Source organism: Gammaproteobacteria bacterium (assembly GCA_021648145.1).
Lineage (GTDB): Bacteria > Pseudomonadota > Gammaproteobacteria > JAADGQ01 > JAADGQ01 > S141-38.
On sequence record JAKITI010000007.1, the window covers coordinates 89,879 to 108,560 of the forward strand.

General features: G+C 42.2%; 18 protein-coding genes. 8 read left to right on the plus strand and 10 right to left on the minus strand.

Annotated elements, in window-relative coordinates:
• Positions 1–58 precede the first annotated feature (58 nt).
• From L3J70_06175 to L3J70_06190, 4 genes are read left to right on the plus strand one after another with little or no spacing between them, the layout of a single operon-like run.
• Positions 59–3,073: a DUF349 domain-containing protein gene (locus L3J70_06175; protein MCF6235947.1), complete on the plus strand. Its 3,015-nt coding sequence runs from the start codon at positions 59–61 to the stop codon at positions 3,071–3,073.
• The gene (locus L3J70_06180) at positions 3,073–4,026 is read left to right on the plus strand and encodes a DHH family phosphoesterase (protein ID MCF6235948.1); all 954 of its coding nucleotides are present in this window, start codon (positions 3,073–3,075) and stop codon (positions 4,024–4,026) included. The genes L3J70_06175 and L3J70_06180 overlap by 1 nt, the downstream gene beginning before the upstream one ends.
• A 2-nt stretch (positions 4,027–4,028) precedes the next feature.
• Positions 4,029–5,798, plus strand: coding sequence for an SLC13 family permease (locus L3J70_06185; protein MCF6235949.1), 1,770 nt, complete (start codon positions 4,029–4,031; stop codon positions 5,796–5,798).
• Between the two features lie 12 nt (positions 5,799–5,810).
• A complete protein-coding gene (locus tag L3J70_06190) occupies positions 5,811–7,925 on the plus strand; it encodes a GNAT family N-acetyltransferase (protein ID MCF6235950.1) in 2,115 nt (704 codons plus the stop codon).
• Here L3J70_06190 and L3J70_06195 read toward each other — a convergent pair.
• The 10 genes from L3J70_06195 to L3J70_06240 form a co-directional block, all read right to left on the minus strand.
• Positions 7,887–8,774, minus strand: a complete 888-nt coding sequence (locus L3J70_06195) for a DUF350 domain-containing protein (GenBank protein ID MCF6235951.1) — start codon at positions 8,772–8,774, stop codon at positions 7,887–7,889. The two genes, L3J70_06190 and L3J70_06195, sit on opposite strands and share 39 nt — an antisense overlap.
• Positions 8,775–8,795: 21 nt before the next feature.
• Positions 8,796–9,770, minus strand: a complete 975-nt coding sequence (locus tag L3J70_06200; protein ID MCF6235952.1) for a hypothetical protein — start codon at positions 9,768–9,770, stop codon at positions 8,796–8,798.
• Positions 9,771–9,826: 56 nt separating this feature from the next.
• Entirely contained in the window at positions 9,827–10,156 is a 330-nt protein-coding gene (locus L3J70_06205) for a hypothetical protein (protein ID MCF6235953.1), read from the minus strand.
• An 18-nt stretch (positions 10,157–10,174) separates the two neighbouring features.
• Positions 10,175–10,819: a hypothetical protein gene (locus tag L3J70_06210; protein ID MCF6235954.1), complete on the minus strand. Its 645-nt coding sequence runs from the start codon at positions 10,817–10,819 to the stop codon at positions 10,175–10,177.
• 32 nt (positions 10,820–10,851) lie between these two features.
• Positions 10,852–11,559, minus strand: coding sequence for a PspA/IM30 family protein (locus L3J70_06215; GenBank protein MCF6235955.1), 708 nt, complete (start codon positions 11,557–11,559; stop codon positions 10,852–10,854).
• 27 nt (positions 11,560–11,586) lie between these two features.
• On the minus strand, positions 11,587–12,006 hold the full coding sequence (locus L3J70_06220; protein ID MCF6235956.1) for a YjfI family protein: 420 nt from the start codon (positions 12,004–12,006) through the stop codon (positions 11,587–11,589).
• Between the two features lie 90 nt (positions 12,007–12,096).
• Positions 12,097–12,606, minus strand: a complete 510-nt coding sequence (locus L3J70_06225; protein ID MCF6235957.1) for a TIGR00645 family protein — start codon at positions 12,604–12,606, stop codon at positions 12,097–12,099.
• Positions 12,607–12,627: 21 nt separating this feature from the next.
• Positions 12,628–14,274: a polyamine aminopropyltransferase gene (locus tag L3J70_06230; protein MCF6235958.1), complete on the minus strand. Its 1,647-nt coding sequence runs from the start codon at positions 14,272–14,274 to the stop codon at positions 12,628–12,630.
• A 72-nt stretch (positions 14,275–14,346) separates the two neighbouring features.
• Entirely contained in the window at positions 14,347–14,646 is a 300-nt protein-coding gene (locus tag L3J70_06235; GenBank protein ID MCF6235959.1) for a YciI family protein, read from the minus strand.
• Positions 14,646–15,191, minus strand: coding sequence for a septation protein A (locus L3J70_06240; GenBank protein MCF6235960.1), 546 nt, complete (start codon positions 15,189–15,191; stop codon positions 14,646–14,648). The genes L3J70_06235 and L3J70_06240 overlap by 1 nt, the downstream gene beginning before the upstream one ends.
• A gap of 64 nt (positions 15,192–15,255) precedes the next feature.
• Here L3J70_06240 and L3J70_06245 point away from each other — a divergent pair, with 64 nt between their 5' ends.
• Genes L3J70_06245 through L3J70_06260 form a run of 4 tightly spaced genes read left to right on the plus strand, consistent with a single transcriptional unit; the run spans position 15,256 to position 18,670 of the window.
• Positions 15,256–16,110 carry a PHP domain-containing protein gene (locus L3J70_06245; GenBank protein MCF6235961.1) on the plus strand — a complete coding sequence of 285 codons (855 nt, stop codon included), beginning with the start codon at positions 15,256–15,258 and terminating at the stop codon, positions 16,108–16,110.
• Positions 16,111–16,131: 21 nt separating this feature from the next.
• Positions 16,132–16,755, plus strand: coding sequence for a threonylcarbamoyl-AMP synthase (locus tag L3J70_06250; protein MCF6235962.1), 624 nt, complete (start codon positions 16,132–16,134; stop codon positions 16,753–16,755).
• 34 nt (positions 16,756–16,789) lie between these two features.
• The gene (locus L3J70_06255; GenBank protein ID MCF6235963.1) at positions 16,790–17,440 is read left to right on the plus strand and encodes a site-2 protease family protein; all 651 of its coding nucleotides are present in this window, start codon (positions 16,790–16,792) and stop codon (positions 17,438–17,440) included.
• Between the two features lie 12 nt (positions 17,441–17,452).
• Positions 17,453–18,670, plus strand: a complete 1,218-nt coding sequence (locus L3J70_06260; protein MCF6235964.1) for a tryptophan--tRNA ligase — start codon at positions 17,453–17,455, stop codon at positions 18,668–18,670.
• Positions 18,671–18,682: the final 12 nt, after the last annotated feature.

Sequence of the window (18,682 nt, forward strand, 5' to 3'; positions counted from 1 at the left end):
CCCATTATTTCGTGCTCGTTCTTAAACTACTGTTATACACATAAAAATACTAATCTATATGAATATATTTAGCCGATTTTTAACTCCAAAATGGAAGCACAAGAAGCTTGAGGTTCGTAAGCAAGCAGTTCTTGAGCTGATTCCGGGGAAAAAAGAGTCCCAGATTATTTATTCGCAAGTGGCACAAAATGACCCTGGAAGTGAGTTACGGATCATCGCTGTTCGAAGGCTCAGGTTCATTGATGTTGTGCAGAAAGTTGCAAATGATGGCCACGATAGCCGAGTGAAATCGGTTGCGAGTCGACGACTTCATCAACTGTTGACAGGTGAAAATGTTGATATAGAAGCGTGTTTTGAAATTATTCAAAAAACAACAGATGAAAAGTTACTGGAACACGTTGCAAAATCAAGCAGTCAACTCAAACTAAAGCAAGCGGCTCTTGATCGTATTGAGCGCCAAGCATTTTTGGGTGATTTAGCCATTAATGATGATAATGCTTCAATACGTATGGCGGCATTGCAAAAAATTATGCAGCGCTCTACTTTGGCGAGAGTGGCAAAAAAGAGTCGTACAACAGATAAAAAAATAAGTACGCTCGCTAAAGAACGTGTTGCTGTATTGGTCGCAGAAGAGGAACGCCCCGAGCGTCTTAAAGCTGAAGCAAAGCAGTGTGCGAAAGATCTTTCATTGTTAATACAGGTTAATAAAAAAAATAGGGAGTGGCAGCAAACGAAGAGTCGCTATGAAAGTTTGCTCTCAACTTGGCATGGGCTGGAAGCGGAGTGGAGTGATGCGAAAAACTATGGGGTATGGAATGAACAGTTAGATGAGAGGTTCACAGAGCTGTGTAATGAATACGCTTCATCACTCGCTATACAGAATGAAAAAGAAGCTGAAAAGCGTGCTTATGAAGCTGAACATGCGCCGATGAGAGCAGTGATCGTTGAGTTGTGTGAAACGTTGGAAACGATAGCTTCAGATTACTCAGGGAAATCTTCACCTGAGCCTGATGATGCGAAGGTTATTGAGCAGTATTTGAGGTCAGCTAATATACAGTGGAAAGAACTGCAAAATAAAGCACCAGAAGATGTGGCACTGTACAGCGCTCGTTTTGAGCAGGTTTGTGAAAAATTAAATATTTATCAAAAAGGAATCGAGCTTCATACAGAGTCAAAATATAAAGCTCTGAATTTATTAGAAAATATTTCTACTGAAAATAACAATCAGCACTTAAATATTCGCAACATTAAAAGTCTGGAAAAACGATGGAGCGAATTACCTAGGCCTCTTGATTATAAGTTGGAGCGTTCACTGATAGATTTAGTGACAGCCGGTTTTCAAACACTTCATGAAAAATTCAAACAACAGGAAACTGAATGTAAAGAGAGTGCTCTTCTATTTGAATCATTAGTGATTGAGATCGGGACGACACTGGATAATGGGGAAGTGCGACATGCGGCCAAATTAGTCAACCAGGGACGAAAAATACTGGAAAAAATACCCGAAAAGAGCTTGAAATTACTAGTTGATCACGATAAAAAGCAGCGCTTTCAAAGATATTCTGCGGAGCTGAATGAGCTAAAAAATTGGCATGATTGGTCGAGCCTTCCTGTTAAAGAGCGTCTTTGTCAAGAGATGGAGCAGCTTGCAGTTGAAGTCGAAAAAAATCAGGAAAACCCCGATTATGATTTGGGTGAAGTGGCTCGTTTAGTGAAAGTAGCCCGCGATGAATGGAAAACGACAGGTGCCAGTGATGATAAAAAGTTTTGGGAACGTTTTAATGATGCTTGTCACCGTGCTTATGAGCCTTGCAAAGGCTATTTTAATGCTCAATCGCAGCAGCGCGAGCAAAGCTTAAAACAAAAAGAGGCAGTTTGTGAAGGTTTGGAAAAATATGCTGACTTGCAAAAAATACAGGTTGAGCAAGGAAGCATTGACTGGGCTGCAGCAGAAAAAATTATCCGTGCAGCACAACAAGAGTGGCATGAAGCTGGCTTTGTTGATCGCAAATACCTTAAAACGATTAACAGTCGTTTTCGTAAAGTGATGAATCAATTACGTCGTGCCACAAAAAACAATCGGATTGAGAATAAAAATAAAAAATTAGAGTTAATCAAACAGTCTGAAGACGTGCGAACAAAATTGAATGAAGAAGAAATTGATATACAGCAAGCTATTCTTCAGATTAAACAAATTCAAGCGGTGTGGAAAATTGTTGGTAATGCATTAGATGACAGAGCTCTTTGGAAAGATTTACGTGTTATTTGTGATGATATATTCGATCGTCGTGATGAAAAAAATGAGGCAGCACATCAAGAGCAGTTGAATAATTTGACAGCAAAAGAGATTTTATGTGATGAAATTTCATCTTTAGCAAAGAACGATGTGGAGTTGATTCAAGTCGAGGTCGAAAAATTTCAAGATTTAAAAGATAAGTGGCAACAGTTAGGTGCTGTGCCTAAAAAAGAGTTTAAATCATCCAGCCAACGCTTTGAAAGTGTATGCGAGCAATTTGAAGTAAATTATAATAACTATATTAAAAATCAAAAGAAAATTAAAAAAGAACAACTGAAATTAAAACACAAAATATGCAGCGACCTTGAAAAACTATTAGGAGAAGTCGTGAGTGCCAATATTGAGAAAGCTGATTTAGAAGATAAAATATTAGCGATTGATGAACAATGGAACGCACTCGAAAGCCAGAGCTCAGCTATTGATGCCGCGATAGTCATGCGTTATGAAAATACAAAATCTTCTCTTGATAGGCATAAAGTTGGTGAGGATATCACTGCTGATATTGATGCGTATTGCCAATCAAATCAGTTAGCAAAAGAGAAGCTCTGTTTACGTTTGGAGGTTCTTGCTGGCGTTCCGTCGCCGGAAGAGGTCAAGCTGGAACGAATGCAGTATCAAGTGGCTATTCTGGCGGATGAGATGAAAAATAGTGAACCAAAAGATAAAAACTCTACACGCTTGGAGATTGAACACTCTTGGTATGCAGTAGGTTTGGTACCCGATGAACTTAATAGGCAACTGGAAAAGCGGTTTTTTACTGTTTTGGAAAATTTTTAATGAAATATTGCGATGTATTTAATGGTGATGCGGATGGTATTTGTGCTCTGCAACAGCTCAGACTGGAAAGCCCACAGGCAAGTCAGCTTGTAACAGGTGTAAAAAGAGATATTGCGTTACTGAATCGTGTTGATGCAGACGCGGGTGATTTTGTAACTGTATTGGATATCTCGCTGGATAAGAATAGGGGAAGTTTATTAAGGCTATTAAATACAGGTGTCAAAGTTCAATACTTTGACCATCATTTTGCCGGTGACATTCCTGAAAATGAGCGTCTGGATGCAATGATTAATCCATCTTCAGATGTTTGTACCAGCATACTTGTCAATCAATATTTAAATGGAAAGTTTTCTGATTGGGCCGTCGTTGGAGCATATGGGGATAACCTGGCTGTAACGGCAGAGCAAGTAGGTAAGTCACTAAATAGCGAACAAAAAATTCTACTCCGCCAGTTGGGAGAGTGTATGAACTATAATGCATACGGAGCTTCATTAGATGATCTGCATTTTACGCCGACTGTATTATTTAATTTGATTCGGCCTTATGAGTCACCTTTTGAGTTTATTGAAAAAGAGTCAGATGCTTATAAAAGCTTGTGTGATGGTTATCGCCAGGATATGCAGAAGGCTGAAAATATCAAAATGATGAAAGCCGATGATGCACATGCTGTTTTACTATTTCCTAATGAAGTTTGGGCGCGACGTGTGAGTGGTGTTTATGCCAACAAACTTGCAAGTGAAAATCCAAATCGGGCTCATGCACTGCTCACTGAGCGAAGTGACGGTGGTTATCTTGTCAGTGTCAGAGCCCCTTTTTCAAATAAGGATGGTGCTGATTTGTTATGCCGCAGTTTTCCAACGGGAGGCGGACGTAAAGCTGCTGCGGGTATTAATAATTTACCTGAAAATATGCTGAATGAATTTCTGGAACAATTTAAGCGAGCCTATATTTAGCAATGATGTGGGAAGCCTGGTTCACGTTAAGTGTTATTGCGCTCTGTTTTGGTATCCTGAGCTTGACACGACTGGCACCAGATATGGTGCTGGTCGGTGGGTTAACACTTCTTTTATTAAGTGGTGTGCTGACACCACAAGCAGCGCTGATTGGTCTTTCAAATGAAGGTATGGTTACGATTGGAATGTTGTATGTCGTTGCCGCAGGAGTGCGGGAAACTGGCGCAATAAACTCATTTGTTCCGACTCTTTTAGGTCAGCCGAAATCACTTCAACATGCACAAAGCCGATTGATGGCTCCCGTTGCCGTGATGAGTGCTTTCATGAACAATACACCTGTTGTTGCCATGTTAATTCCTGTCGTGAGTGAATGGGCGAAAAAATACCAGTTTGCCGTTTCCAAGCTCATGATTCCTCTGAGTTATGCAGCCATTGCAGGTGGAACTTGTACGCTGATCGGTACCAGCACTAATCTGGTGGTCAATGGTTTATTAGTTTCGGAGACTGATCATGCCAGCTTGGGAATGTTTGAAATTGCCTGGGTGGGCGTGCCTGTTGTAATTGCCGTGATGTTATTCGTTTTGTTGTTTAGCCGATGGCTATTACCTGAGCGCCAGTCTGCAATTGCCCAACTGGCTAATTCTCGCTCTTACATTGTCGAAATGTTGGTGGAGGAAGGTAGTTCGCTTGCAGGAAAAAGTATCAATGATGCTGGATTGCGTAATCTGCCTGGTATGTATTTGATGGAAATTGATCGTGAAGGTCATATTATGCCGGCTGTTTCCTCTTATGAGCATTTAAAAGAGAATGATCGACTGATTTTTACAGGGGTTGTAGAGTCTGTCGTTGATTTACACAAAATTCGAGGGTTAACACCTGCAACGGATCAGGTCTTTAAATTAAACTCTCCACGTACTGATCGGTCACTGGTTGAAGCTGTTGTTTCAGATAGTTGCCCTTTGGTTGGAAAAAGTATTCGTGAAGGGCGGTTTCGTACAAGATATAATGCAGCAATCATTGCTGTTGCCCGTAATGGTGAGCACATTAATGAAAAAATTGGTGATATTGTACTGCGCCCAGGTGATACTTTGTTACTAGAATGCCACCACTCATTTGCTGATCAGGAAAAAAACTCAAAAGACTTCTTTCTTGTCAGTAAAATAGAAGATTCAACTCCGCCTCGACATGAAAAATCTGCGATTGCTTTAGTAATTCTCATTGGTATGGTGGCTTGTGCAACGTTTAACATCCTGAGTATGCTGGAAGCCTCAATGTTAGCCGCAGGTTTGATGATATTGACAGGCTGTGTTTCCGCATCAAGTGCCAGGCGTAATGTTGACTGGATGGTTTTAATCGTTATTGCGGCTTCGTTTGGAATCGGGCAAGCAATGCAAGTCAGCGGAGCCGCTGAGCAAATAGCGCAACTTCTCATCTCTTTTACAGCAGGAAACCCTTGGGTTGCGTTAAGCATGATATTTTTGATTACCGCAATATTTACGGCCATGATCACAAATAATGCTGCGGCTGTATTAATGTTTCCAATTGCATTGCAAACGGCGCAGAACCTTGATGTGAACTACATGCCTTTTTTAATTGCCATTATGGTGGCTGCATCGGCAAGCTTTGCGACACCTATTGGTTACCAAACAAACTTAATGGTGATGGGCCCTGGCGGCTATCAATTTAAAGATTATCTAAAAATTGGTATTCCTTTAACAATAATAGTTGGAGCGATTACCATACTTATCGCACCCTTGGTCTGGCCTTTTTAAAGATACTTAATAATGACGAATCGCCGCTCTTGTCTGGTTTTTTCTGGTAAACATGAGTGGTGTCAGGATAATGCAAAAAAGCTGCTTGATGATTCAGGTTTTTCTTCTACATTATGGGTGTCAGATAGCCCGCCTGATGGCGTGAATACGCTCACTAATAAGCAAGCAAAAAAAGTGTTAGGCCAAGAATTTGATGCAGTTGTTGTGGATGCTTGGTCGGGTCTGAATCCAGATGTTTTAGGCGCTGTTGCGGGTACGGTACATGGTGGTGGAGTGCTCGTATTATTGGTGCCAAAATTGAGTGAATGGCCACTGTTTAATGACCCTGAATATACGCGTCTTATAAATATTCCTTATCAAACAACTGATATTAAAGGACGTTTTTTAAAGCGCTTTTCTCATGTGATTGCCAGTGATTCAAATATAACATTGTTAAAACAAGAGAGAAACCAACTATTAAGCAGCGCGCTTCCCGCCTTACATAAAAAGAGTAATAAAGTAACAAGTCGAACAGCGGATCAACAACGAGCTATAGATGCCGTGATCAAGGTAGCAACAGGTCGTCGTCGCCGTCCCATTGTTTTAAATGCAGATCGTGGGCGCGGTAAATCAGCTGCATTAGGGATGGCATCAGCAGAGCTATTTCAGCAAGGCGTGCAACGTATTATTGTCACTGCACCGCGTAAAGAGGCCGTAGCGATACTCTTTGAACATGCCGCTTCACTATTTCCAGAACCAGCAACAAAGCTGGTCTTTATACCCCCTGACGAATTATGTCAATCAAAACCACAGACTGATCTGTTGTTGGTTGATGAAGCGGCGGCAATTCCGGTGCCAATGCTGGAAAATCTATTGAAAAAATATTCCAGAATTGTTTTTTCAACGACTGTTCACGGTTATGAAGGAACCGGTCGGGGCTTTTTTTTACGCTTTCATAAAATATTGGATCAACGTACACCAGGATGGAAAACAGTTCATTTAAAGCAGCCCGTTCGCTTTGATGAAAATGATCCTGTTGAGCGATTTATTTTTCGGGCTTTAATGTTAGACGCATCTTATGCGCCTATAGATCAGGTGGATAGGGCAAGTCCAAGCAACTCTATTGTTGAACGCATTAATCGTGATGAGCTGGTGAATGATGAAAGCATGCTTTCCCAACTGTTTGGACTGCTTGTATTCGCACACTACCGAACACGACCCAATGATTTACGCCATCTACTGGATGCGCCCAATTTATCGGTTTATGTGTTGCGCCATGAAGGTTTTATTGTGGCAACAGCACTGGTGTCACAAGAAGGCGGTTTAGATGGCATATTAAGCAAAGCAATTTACGAAGGTCATCGTCGAGTACAAGGACATCTTATACCGCAATCACTGGCTGCACATGCAGGGCTTGTTAATGCGCCTGAACTGAAGTGTGCACGTATTATGCGTATTGCTGTTCATCCAGAGTTGCATGGGCGAGGGCTTGGAACGCAGCTGCTTTCCGAAGTTACAAAAATGGCAAAAGTTGAAGGCTTTGATTATATCGGAGCCAGCTTCGGCGCAACTTGTGAACTTATTCGGTTTTGGGGAAATTCTGATTATCATCCCGTTCATTTGGGGTTGAAACGAGAGCATGTGAGCGGCAGTCATGCTGTGATGGTATTAAAACCATTAACAAGTAAAGGGGAAAGCTTATATCAACAAGCACGTCAGAAGTTGTCCATCTGCTTTCCTCACTTGCTGTCAGAATCTTTGTGTGACTTAGAGCCTGAAATTGCTTCAATGTTGATGTTCAATCTGGTAAAAAATAAAGTTTGTATAAAAGACCAGATTGATTGTGAAGAGTGGCGTGATATAAAAGCATTTGCTTTTTCCAAACGTGGCTATGAAGTCACACTGTTGCCATTATGGAAATTGACTGTCTGCGTATTAACCGAATCAAAAGGTCATGGTTTATTAAACGATATGCAACGCTCTCTACTTGTGACAAAAGTTTTGCAAAAGAGGAGATGGTCTGAAGTAGTATCGCTATTAAATTTGCAAGGGCGTGCCCAAGCGATTGAGATGTTACGTCAAACGATTGCTGATTTATGCGCAGCTATTTCAAGCAAACAATCCAGCCAAGAGAAAGCCAATCGCTAGATAGATCGCAGCTTCAATGGCTCCCACCGCAACATTCTTTTGTTTATCGACCTCTAAAGCAACGTCAACACCGGCAAGGACCACTTTACGAGTGATAGCAGCAGCTCCCGTTAATAATAGAAACATAATGCAAGCCACAACAAACCAGAGTACCGCTTGAATCGTTAAGCTATCTTCAATATAAGCAACCATGCCGGAGGCCGCCGTCACAGCCAGTGCGACACCGATACGATACCCAGAAAAGCGCAAGGCGAGGGCGATGTTATTCTTTTCAATCTCTTGGTGAATAGAGCCGCCAGGGTGACGAGAGACGAATAGTTTACTGCGGTATAACGTAGCAAGTAGCAGTAGAATCTGTGATAACAAAAATCCCCCAAGAACCATAAAAATATCACTCAGTGCACTGCCATCGACCCAAGTCATAACGGCGCGAATAATGATGGCTGTTGCGATCATGTTGCCGGCATCAACCAGTCCCGCAGCAATATTACCTTTCATTATCTCACTTTGAATTGAGATGTGAGGCAGGGAAATTCGATCAAATACAATGCGGGTGAGCCACATTAGAAAAATACCAGATACGCCATAAACAAGTATGAGTATTAACTCATCCAGTAGGCTGGTACTGATATCACCTGAAAGTACGCCCATCAGCATGATAGCAATAGCAATAATCGCTCCTGCTTTTGCGATCCCGAGTGCAGGGTTTGCTTGCCTGGATTGTTCGTTTGAAACGCTTGCGACCAACCCCATCATTAATTTCACACCCGCCAGCATTGCAACAACGACTATGAAATCAAGAAAATAATAGCCTAGTGTGATCGCATCAATATTGATAAAGTTTTCCATTTTCATTCTCTCGAAAGTCGATTACTTGCCACGTTTTAAACCGCGTGAACCAGATGAAGTTCCACGGCTGCTACTGGAATAGGATGAATAAGTTGAAGCGCGCTTTGAAGCACTTCCAAAACCACTGGGTTTGGATGATGAGCCACGGTTTGCCGCATAATTACTTTGACGTTTTTGACCAGCAATACTGCCATATTTTTTGGCTGGAGGCGTTTTAATTCCTTTTTTTGCCAGGCTGCCTTTGTTTTTTTCCCAACCCGCACGATCTGATGCGCTACCGTATGAGGAGCGTCCATAATCTTGATGGTAGCTGTAATTTTGACGACTGTGCCAGTTGTCACGATTGATTAAGCCTCGATTATAACCAAAGCCGCCACCAAATACAGCGTTAGCCACTGTGCTGAGCATCATGTATTGGCCATACCACTCCCAAAAAGAGGTGCCCGAAGAGTCTGTTTTCCATTCGCCGTAACCGGGGTTTCCGACCAATTGGTTGCCAGGCGTAGTAAGCTCACCAGCTTGTTTTTTAGGAATATTGACTCGGGGGAGTTTGCCATCTGAGAGGTCAGCCAGTGTATTGACAATATCCAGGAGTGAATCATTAAAAATGATGGGATCAGAGGCAACCCATAAATTATTCAGTTCATTGATTGATGCATTGAATGCTTGTTCATTCTCTGGTGTTTGCTTGACCGCTTGAAGGCGGGTATTCAGTGCTGTGTAAGGGGTACCAGAAGAAGTTGCATCGCGCCCAAGCATATCGGCAATATCTGCCATATCGGGTTGCTGATAGATAAGTTTGTCAGCATAATTTTTAGCGATGAGTGCATTACGCAGTTGTTTATTATCCAATGATTTGCCAAGATCACTAATGCGCTGGGCGGTCATTTGATAATTTTCAGCAACCTTCTCTTCATATTGATTGCCGCAGCCTTGTAGTACCAGCATCAGGCAAACAATGAAAAACACTTGCGACAGGTTTCTCAAATTGTTCAAAAGGTTATCTCCATAATATATTGTTACTGCAAGATTATTGCAGAACGCTTTGTATGCTATTCGTTTTGGGCTTTTTCTGCAAATTCAATTAAATCGTTGCGAATGGCTTCTCTGATGCTCTCTTTATCGTCCGGTGACAGGCAATATCGAGTGGCTAAAGATTGATAATCTTTCTGATTAAGTGAAATTGTAAGGCGAGGGCGCTTTGGCGGTGTGACTTCCAAACCAATAATTTTCCTGATTTGATCAGAGGGACTCAAACCCAGTTTGCTGGCTTCATCACGAATAATATGTGGAATATTGCCGCTGAACTCGAAAGCAAGTTGAATCGCTCGAATGCTTTTTGCCGAGCGACTCCAGTTTTGTGGCAGTTTTTTTTTGACCAATTTAATAACCTTTGCGGATTATTTTGAAGGCCAGAGCTCTTCAATTTTACTGATAGGCAAGTAGACTGTTAATTTCACTTCAGTACGGCCACCATCATGCACTTCAATCTGGATACTGAATTGACGGTCATCACTCACCAATAAATAGTAGTCAAACTCTTCACTGCCATCTTCAAGTCGAGAAAGTACACGTTCTCTATAGTCTCCAGCATGGAGGTAGGCTTGATGCCCCGTTTCCTGGCGGTAGAGAGAGGTTGTCCAGCCGTTGATGTGGTCGGGTTCACCCATGCGCTCCAGTACGTGATTGACTCCAGAGTCTGAATCAAATATTTGGGCAAATTGTTGAATATCAAAAACTTGTTCGACAGTATCAGGCAACACGGATTGTGATATTTCTAAAAAATCCTGACCACGCTCATTAACGACTGCCAAATCAAAAATAGACTGGCCACCCTCAAGGGTAAACAGAGTCTTCTTTTTGCTATCGCCACCTAAATCGTAGGTTTTGATCGCCTTCACTTTGAAGGTTTCATTACTGATGCCTGATTGAGCGGTAAAACTGAACTTGATGATGTCGTTAATTTGAAGGTCTTTGGGGTGTTCAAGTTGGCGAGAAGGGGACTTATCCTCCTCGCGGTTGAACAGACTTTTAAAGAAGCTCATGCCTGACCATACCTTTATTTAGTTAACCAGATTTATGACTTTTTAGTTTTTTTATCTTTTTTAGCTTTGAGGCGTGCTAACACATCATTGCTGGATGCTCCGCCACTGACGATTCCGGCTTTTTTCATTCGTGCTTTCAGATCACCGCCATCTGTTTCGTTTTGCAGATCCATTGCAGCACTCATCTGATCGCTACGTTTTTGCTGCTTTTGTTTGATACGCTCAAGTGATGCTGTGGCTGAAGTCATGGCAGAGTTACTGCCTGAAAACTTTGCTGCGGCCGCTGAGCTGGCTTTTTGTACACTCTCAGTCGTTTTAACAACTGACAGTTCACGATCCAGTGATTTAACATTACGCTCAGTGGTTTTGATCGTGCTTTTCAGGTTGTTGATGCTATTGCCGTAACTGGAGAATAACTCTTCTTGTGCTTCAAGTTCGTTACTAAATTCAACGATTTTGTCAGCAATTTCGATGGCAAGTTCTTCATCACCTTTATCAAGTGCTTGGCTTGCATAAGTTTCATGCTCTGTAATCTCTTTTTTCAAACGGGTCACTTCACGCTCTACACCCATTTTTTCAGCCATCACTTTAGTCAGGTTCTCTTTGGCTTGATTCAGATGTTTTTTGGCATCACGCATCTCTTGCTCCATGATACGAATCGCTTGGGTATCGACGATGGCTTCACCGGCTTCTGTTGCTGTGCCACGAACGGCTGTCCAAAGTTGTTTTAATATGCTCATAAGTATTGTCTCCTAAAAAAATCGGGTTTATTTCAAATAGTCATTGACGGCTTCGATGGCATCCAGTGTATTTTCACTGAGCACTGATATCTCATATTTAATATCTTCAATCGAAGAGGTACTTGTCAGAGCACCAAAAAGAATATACTGGCTGCCTACTTTAGAAAAAGAAGAGAGTGGCATCGGTACATTCATGGTTAAAAGGGCATCAAGCAACTCTTCACGCAGCTCTTTTTTAACTTCAGACTCTTGCCATAAGTGGGTCACACAGAGAATCTGGCTTTCATCTAAGGTGATATAGATCGGAAACTCTTCTCGGTCTTGTACGGTGACTTGCAGTACATCGACCTCACCTGGAATTATTTCAGCTCCAAAGTTCAAACCTTCTTCAGTCTGTGTGCCATTTAAAGTAGATTCCAGTTCCTTCAGTTTTTCTAGGTTGTTCATGATTTCTCCTTACAGGATGATGTAGACATAATATGGGGTATTGGTGTTTGTTGTCAAGACATATTATGGGGTTGCTAAATATTCGATGATCTATTTCCCTTTTTTATTAGCAGTCAACCAGTCTGATGCTGCAAACAATAGTATAGAGACAACAAAGGTCATGTGAATCCCGACTTGCCAGGCAAGATCTTCATTTGACATGTTATCCACAGTAAGAAAAGCTTTCAGCAGTTCGATTGCAGAGATGGCAATGATAGTGCCCATCATTTTCATTTTCAGGTCTGAAAAACTGACCTTGCCCATCCAGCTGGGTTTATCTTCACTGTTTTCTACATCAATTTTTGATACAAAATTTTCATAGCCAGCAAAAATAATAATTAATAATAAATTGGCAATCATCACAACATCAATAAGTGTCAACACACCTATAACGACATCTGATCCTGTGCCAGTAAAAACAGTGACCACAAAACCTGCAAACTCTTTGATAAATTTAACCAAAAGCAGGGCGATACAAGCGACGAGACCCAGATAAAAAGGAACCAGTAACCAGCGGCTGCTGAAAATAAGGGCTTCAATAAAATGTTCTATTTTTTTCACTTTGTTATTTTGTCTCCAAGATTAATGTTCATAAATTCCCTGCTCCTGTTCCCATGCTTGGTGGTGATATAGGTACGCAGTATTTGAACCGGATCGATTTATTTTAATTTGATCCAATCCATCAAAGTAGTGACGACCAAATTCAAATGATGCCAGTATGATACCTTTTGTTATCCAGCCATCATTAATTGGGAGTGACTCCATATTTTTCAAGCGTTGTCTGGCTGAAATGCCATTTTTAGTTGCAATTGTCCAGCCCCACTCTCCAAAGCTGGGTACATTTTGGTGATATTGATCAACGTTTCTAAAGCCTGCATGTTTGACTGTTTTTCCAATTGACAAGAAGGCATTTTTGGCATGGTACGGTGACGTTGATTGTATTGATATTGCACCATCCCCCGATAATAAGTTACCCAGTTTGGCATAAAACCGAGCTGAATACAGGTTGTTTAGATCTGGATGGCTGGGATCCGGAAGATCAACAATGATTGTATCAAAAAAGCGGTTTTCGGAAAGGAGTTCATCCACTTTCAAGTAAGCATCACCTATACGAATTTCAACGCGTGGGTCAGAAAAAGAGTAGTCATTTAATTTAAGCAAAGGTTCATTAATAAAACGTCCATTTTCTTCAAGAGGCGTTGAAAAAAACTGAATCACCTGTTCGTCGAGATCCAGTAGTGTCACTTTTTCAGGGTTCCATTGCAGTACATTACGCAGTGCAAGACCATCGCCCCCGCCGACTATGAGTATTTTCTCATGTCGTGCTGAAGCTGCCATCGCGGGGTAGGTCAGCATGGAATGGTAGATATGTTCATCATTGCTGGCAAATTGTGTTCTGCCATTAATGTAAAGGGTCAGCACAGGGGGCTTGGCAGGATCCATAGTGCGTTCTGTTATGGTGATATGTTGATATTTTGTGTTCATGCGATAGATCACTTTATCTTGATAAAGCATATCTTCCATTGCTTTATCCCAGTTCGACCCGTGATTTGCGATGATGATGATAACGACGACCACAATGCCGTGCAGAGCGAGTAGCAGTCGGCTGAAACGGATGCGCTTTCTGTATAGTGCGAGGAACAACAAGCCTGCAACAATATTGGCAGAGGCGGTGATGATTGCTGCGCGATAAGGATCAATGGCCAGCATGAAGGTCACCCACAGTGCAGCGCCCACACCTGCGCCAATATAATCAATACCATAAATAGACCCTGTGTTGTTCTCTAAGTGCTCGCCATAAAGTTTTTCACGTACTTTGGCAATGAGGGGGATTTCCATACCAATCATCAGCCCCAAAATAAAACCAAACAGATAAGGTGTTATTTTAGTAAATGCAATCATCCCTTGTATGATGCCACCGGTGGGTGCCAGGTCAGGGGGCAGGCCATATACATCGGCGATAATTTGTGGCATTAAGTGTGTTAATGAAAAGATAACGGCGATCATTAAAACGGCTGTTGCCCCGAGCAGCGCGATTGCAACTTCAAGCCAGGCAAATGCGGTAAAGCAGTCTTTAAATATGCGTGCAAGGAATGCACCGATTCCCATTGCCACGATCATGATGCCAATCATGATGAAAATGGAGGTTGCTACTGTACCTAAAATGCGACCGGCGTAGTGTGAAAGCAGGTATTCATAGATTAAACCACAGCCAGCAAGTATGGCCATGATTGAAAAAATAGCCACATCATGCCAAAACAGTGCGCGTTTATTTTGAGGCTTTTTTGTATTCAAGTTGATTTAAGGTAAAACCTTTTTAAACGGCTTAATAGTGACTTGATTGTAGACGCCCGCTTGCAAATAAGGATCGTCATTCGCCCAAATTTCTGCTTCTTGTAGCGTTGTAAATTCAGCAATGACCAAGCTGCCCGTAAAACCTGCTTCACCGGGCTCATTGCTGTCACTGGCTGGGTGAGGCCCAGCAATAATGAGCCGCCCTTGTTCTTTCAGCTTGTTTAGGCGTTCAATATGAGCTGATCGTGAATTTTTTCGCAGAGGCAAGCTATTTTTTACGTCTTGTGAAAATATGGCGTATAACATTACTTTTCAACTTCCACTGCTTTCATATGTTTGGCGAGCCAGATACCTTGGGCGACGATAAATACCAGAGTCATTCCCATCATTCCAAATAGTTTGAAATTAACCCAAGCATCCATATCGTAATTGTAAACAACATAAAGGTTCGCCAAGCCTGAAATGATAAAAAAGATCGCCCAGGCCAGATTAAGTTGAATCCAGAGGGCATCGGTCAGACCAACCGCTTTTCCCAGCATGCGTTGCATGATAGGTTTCTTCCCAAAGAAAAACTGACTGCCTATAAATACCGCAGCAAATAACCAGTTGATTACAGTGGGTTTCCATTGGATGAAGAGCTCATTTTTCAGCAAAAGTGTGGCTCCACCCATCACAACAACCAGAGCCAGAGTGATTAAGTGCATATTTTCAAAGCGGCGGTGTTGTAACCAGTGCACGGCAACTTGAACAAATGATGCGACAATGACAACGATTGTGGCGACATAAATATCGTAAGTTTTATAAGCGATAAAAAAGAGTACAATAGGGAAAAAATCAAACAGGAATTTCATCTTTGCTCGTCTATCAGTTAGTTTATAAAAATCGAACGCAGATTATACGTGAAACAAACCCTACGTGTTAGAAAATAGCGCTCTTTGTTACGATCTTCATAGTCACTCTATTGCTTCAGATGGTGTGCTTACGCCTACTGAGCTGGTGGCGCGCGCCTCTAAATGTGGTGTAGATGTCTTGGCGTTGACTGATCACGATGGGCTTTCAGGAGTTCCTGAAGCATTGTTGGCAGCAAAAAATCATGACCTGAAAGTTGTACCTGGTGTTGAAATATCAGTCACTTGGAACAAATATCTATTGCATATTGTAGGTTTGTGTGTGGATCATACAAACCAAATTTTAAATGAAGGTTTGAAAAAAATACGAAATACACGCACAGAGCGAGCCCATGAAATGGCGCGTCGCCTAGAAGCTTATGGCATTCCAGATGTACTAGAAGGTGTCATGAAACATGCAAATGGTGAGGTTATTAGCCGCAGCCATTTTGCTTATTTTCTAATAGAAAAAGGCTATGCCAAAGATCAAAAGCAGGTTTTTAAAAACTTTTTGGTTTCCAATAAACCCGGTTATGTTGCAACGGAGTGGGCGACGCTTGAAGAGACCATTAACTGGATTCGTGGTGCGGGGGGGATTGCTGTCATTGCTCATCCTGCGCGATACAAAATGACTGCAACAAAATTCCGTAAGTTACTCGCAGAGTTTAAGTTATTGGGTGGTGCGTCGATTGAGGTGCTTTCCAGTAGCCATAGCTTTGATGAAAGCATTAAAATGTCGGCTTATGCACAAAAATTTGATCTGTATGCTTCGCAAGGTTCTGATTTTCATCGACCGCATACACAATATGTCGAACTCGGGCGTTTGCCAAAAATGCCAGTGGGTTGTACTCCCGTGTGGGAAAGTCCAGAATGGCGCGTTTGATGGTATGAATTGTAGTGACCGATGAGCCAGTTTTTCGTAATACACCCGGATAACCCCCAAGTTCGCTTGATCACTCAAGCCGTTCAATGTATTCAGCAAGGGGGCACTATTGTCTATCCGACCGATTCGGGATATGCATTGGGGTGTGCTATTGGCAATAAAAATGCGATGGAACGTATCAGGCAGATACGTCAATTAGACCATCAACATAATTTTACCTTGTTATGCCGAGATCTCTCAGATATTTCTGTATACGCAAAAGTGAGCAATACAAATTATCGTTTGTTAAAATCAATGACACCGGGCCCTTATACTTTTATTCTTGAGGCCAGCAAGGAAGTGCCGAAACGCCTGCGCCACGCAAAGCGAAAAACGATTGGTTTGCGCGTTCCTGAGAATAATATTGCTCACGATTTATTGGCGCAGCTGGGTGAACCTTTGATGAGCTCCACTCTGATTTTACCCAATGATGATATGCCTTTAACGGATCCGTACGAAATGCGTGATGCGCTAAGTCATCAGGTTGACCTGATTATTGATGGCGGTTATTGCGGCTTTGAACCAACGACAGTGATTGATTTAATGGATGATGTGCCACAAGTGATCAGGCAGGGGCGCGGTGATGCCAGTGTATTTACTCATTAGAAAATACGGAATGAATTAAAGAAGCTCTGAGCTTATGGATACGAATATAATACAAACAATAGCTATTTGGGTTTTGCCTGTGCTGTTTGCAATTACAGTGCATGAAGCCGCACATGGCTGGATGGCCAAGCGTTTGGGTGACTCTACCGCGATGATGTTGGGACGGTTAACCCTTAATCCTATTAAACACATTGATCCTATTGGCACGATACTGGTGCCTGTTGTGTTATTAATATCAGGAAGTGGCTTTCTTTTCGGTTGGGCGAAACCTGTACCAGTTACTTGGGAAAATTTAAAAAATCCTCGCCGAGATATGGCATTGGTCGCACTGGCGGGGCCTGCGTCTAACTTGATTATGGCCATCATGTGGGCGATTGTCGCTAAAATTGCGATCGTAATTGATGGAGGAGGAGGGGTGTTGCAACCCTTGATTTTAATGGGGCTTGCCGGTATACAAATCAATATTATATTAATGGTGCTTAATCTTTTACCTATACCGCCGCTTGATGGTGGGCGAATTGTTACGGGACTATTGCCTGGGCCAATGGCTTGGCAGTTTAGTCGTATCGAACCATTTGGGTTATTTATTTTAATCGGTTTGTTGCTCATTGGTGTGCTTTGGCAAATATTAGGGCCGATTGTTGCGGCGGCTCAAAGTTTTATTTTTCTTATTACGGGATTGTAAGCGGAGGCTTTCTTGAATTCAGTTCCTTCACGAAACCAGCGAGTGCTTTCAGGGATGCGTTCCACTGGCAAGCTTCACTTGGGCCATTATCATGGCGTTCTTAAAAATTGGTTGTCACTACAGCATGAGTATGACTGCTTCTTTTTTGTAGCAGACTGGCATGCATTGACGACACATTATGATGATCCATCAATCATTCAAAAAAGTGTTTGGGATATGGTGGTTGATTGGCTGGCTGTGGGTATAAACCCCAGCGCGGCTAAAATTTTTATTCAATCCCGTGTTCCTGAACATGCTGAATTACATCTGCTGCTCTCCATGATGACTCCACTAGGATGGCTGGAGCGTGTTCCAAGCTATAAAGATCAGCAAGAAAAACTGAAGGAAAAGGATCTCGATACCTATGGTTTTCTGGGTTATCCACTGCTGCAAAGCGCGGATATTCTTATCTATCGCGCAGGCCAGGTGCCGGTGGGTGAAGATCAGGTGGCACATATTGAGTTGACGCGTGAAGTTGCGAGGCGCTTTAATCATCTTTATGGTCGTGAGCCTGATTTTGAAAAAAAAGCAGTGAACGCGATTAAAAAACTGGGGAAAAAACAGGCAAAACTTTACAATAGTTTTCGCAGAGCTTATCAGGAGCAGGGCGATGCTGAAGCTTTAGGGAGTGGGCAAGCACTGCTGGCGGACAATCAAAATCTTGTTCGATCTGATCGTGAACGACTTTATGGTTATCTGGAGGGCTCTGGAAAAATTATTTTGCCAGAGCCTCAAGCACTATTAGCTCCTGTATCAAAAATGCCAGGGTTAGATGGCCAAAAAATGTCCAAATCGTATGGTAATACGATTAGTTTGCGTGAATCTCCTGAAGTAGTCACACAAAAAATACGTAAAATGCCAACTGATCCCGCTCGTGTGAGGCGTACAGATCCAGGTGATCCAAACAAGTGCCCTGTTTGGGAGTGGCATCAAATTTATTCAGAAGATGATATTCGTGCAGAGGTGAAAGCAGGTTGCCGCAGCGCAGGTATTGGATGTATTGATTGCAAACAGCATATCATTGATGCAGTTATAAAAGAGCAGGCTCCTATTCGTGAACGTGCAAAAGAGTATGAAGAAAGCCCCAGTATTGTGCGCAGTATTATTGCCGAAGGTTGTGATGAAGCACGCGACGAAGCACGTAAAACATTGAGTGAAATTAAGAAGGTTATGGGGCTGAACTATAAGTAATTGTTGAGTATA

Coding starts and splice junctions, on each gene's coding strand:
- L3J70_06240 (MCF6235960.1), bottom strand. CDS start 15,191: ATGAAATTCCTGTTTGATTTTTTCCCTATTGTACTCTTTTTTATCGCT.
- L3J70_06185 (MCF6235949.1), top strand. CDS start 4,029: ATGATGTGGGAAGCCTGGTTCACGTTAAGTGTTATTGCGCTCTGTTTT.
- L3J70_06180 (MCF6235948.1), top strand. CDS start 3,073: ATGAAATATTGCGATGTATTTAATGGTGATGCGGATGGTATTTGTGCT.
- L3J70_06175 (MCF6235947.1), top strand. CDS start 59: ATGAATATATTTAGCCGATTTTTAACTCCAAAATGGAAGCACAAGAAG.
- L3J70_06210 (MCF6235954.1), bottom strand. CDS start 10,819: ATGAGCTTCTTTAAAAGTCTGTTCAACCGCGAGGAGGATAAGTCCCCT.
- L3J70_06235 (MCF6235959.1), bottom strand. CDS start 14,646: ATGTTATACGCCATATTTTCACAAGACGTAAAAAATAGCTTGCCTCTG.
- L3J70_06215 (MCF6235955.1), bottom strand. CDS start 11,559: ATGAGCATATTAAAACAACTTTGGACAGCCGTTCGTGGCACAGCAACA.
- L3J70_06230 (MCF6235958.1), bottom strand. CDS start 14,274: ATGGCCATACTTGCTGGCTGTGGTTTAATCTATGAATACCTGCTTTCA.
- L3J70_06195 (MCF6235951.1), bottom strand. CDS start 8,774: ATGGAAAACTTTATCAATATTGATGCGATCACACTAGGCTATTATTTT.
- L3J70_06220 (MCF6235956.1), bottom strand. CDS start 12,006: ATGAACAACCTAGAAAAACTGAAGGAACTGGAATCTACTTTAAATGGC.
- L3J70_06255 (MCF6235963.1), top strand. CDS start 16,790: ATGGATACGAATATAATACAAACAATAGCTATTTGGGTTTTGCCTGTG.
- L3J70_06190 (MCF6235950.1), top strand. CDS start 5,811: ATGACGAATCGCCGCTCTTGTCTGGTTTTTTCTGGTAAACATGAGTGG.
- L3J70_06250 (MCF6235962.1), top strand. CDS start 16,132: ATGAGCCAGTTTTTCGTAATACACCCGGATAACCCCCAAGTTCGCTTG.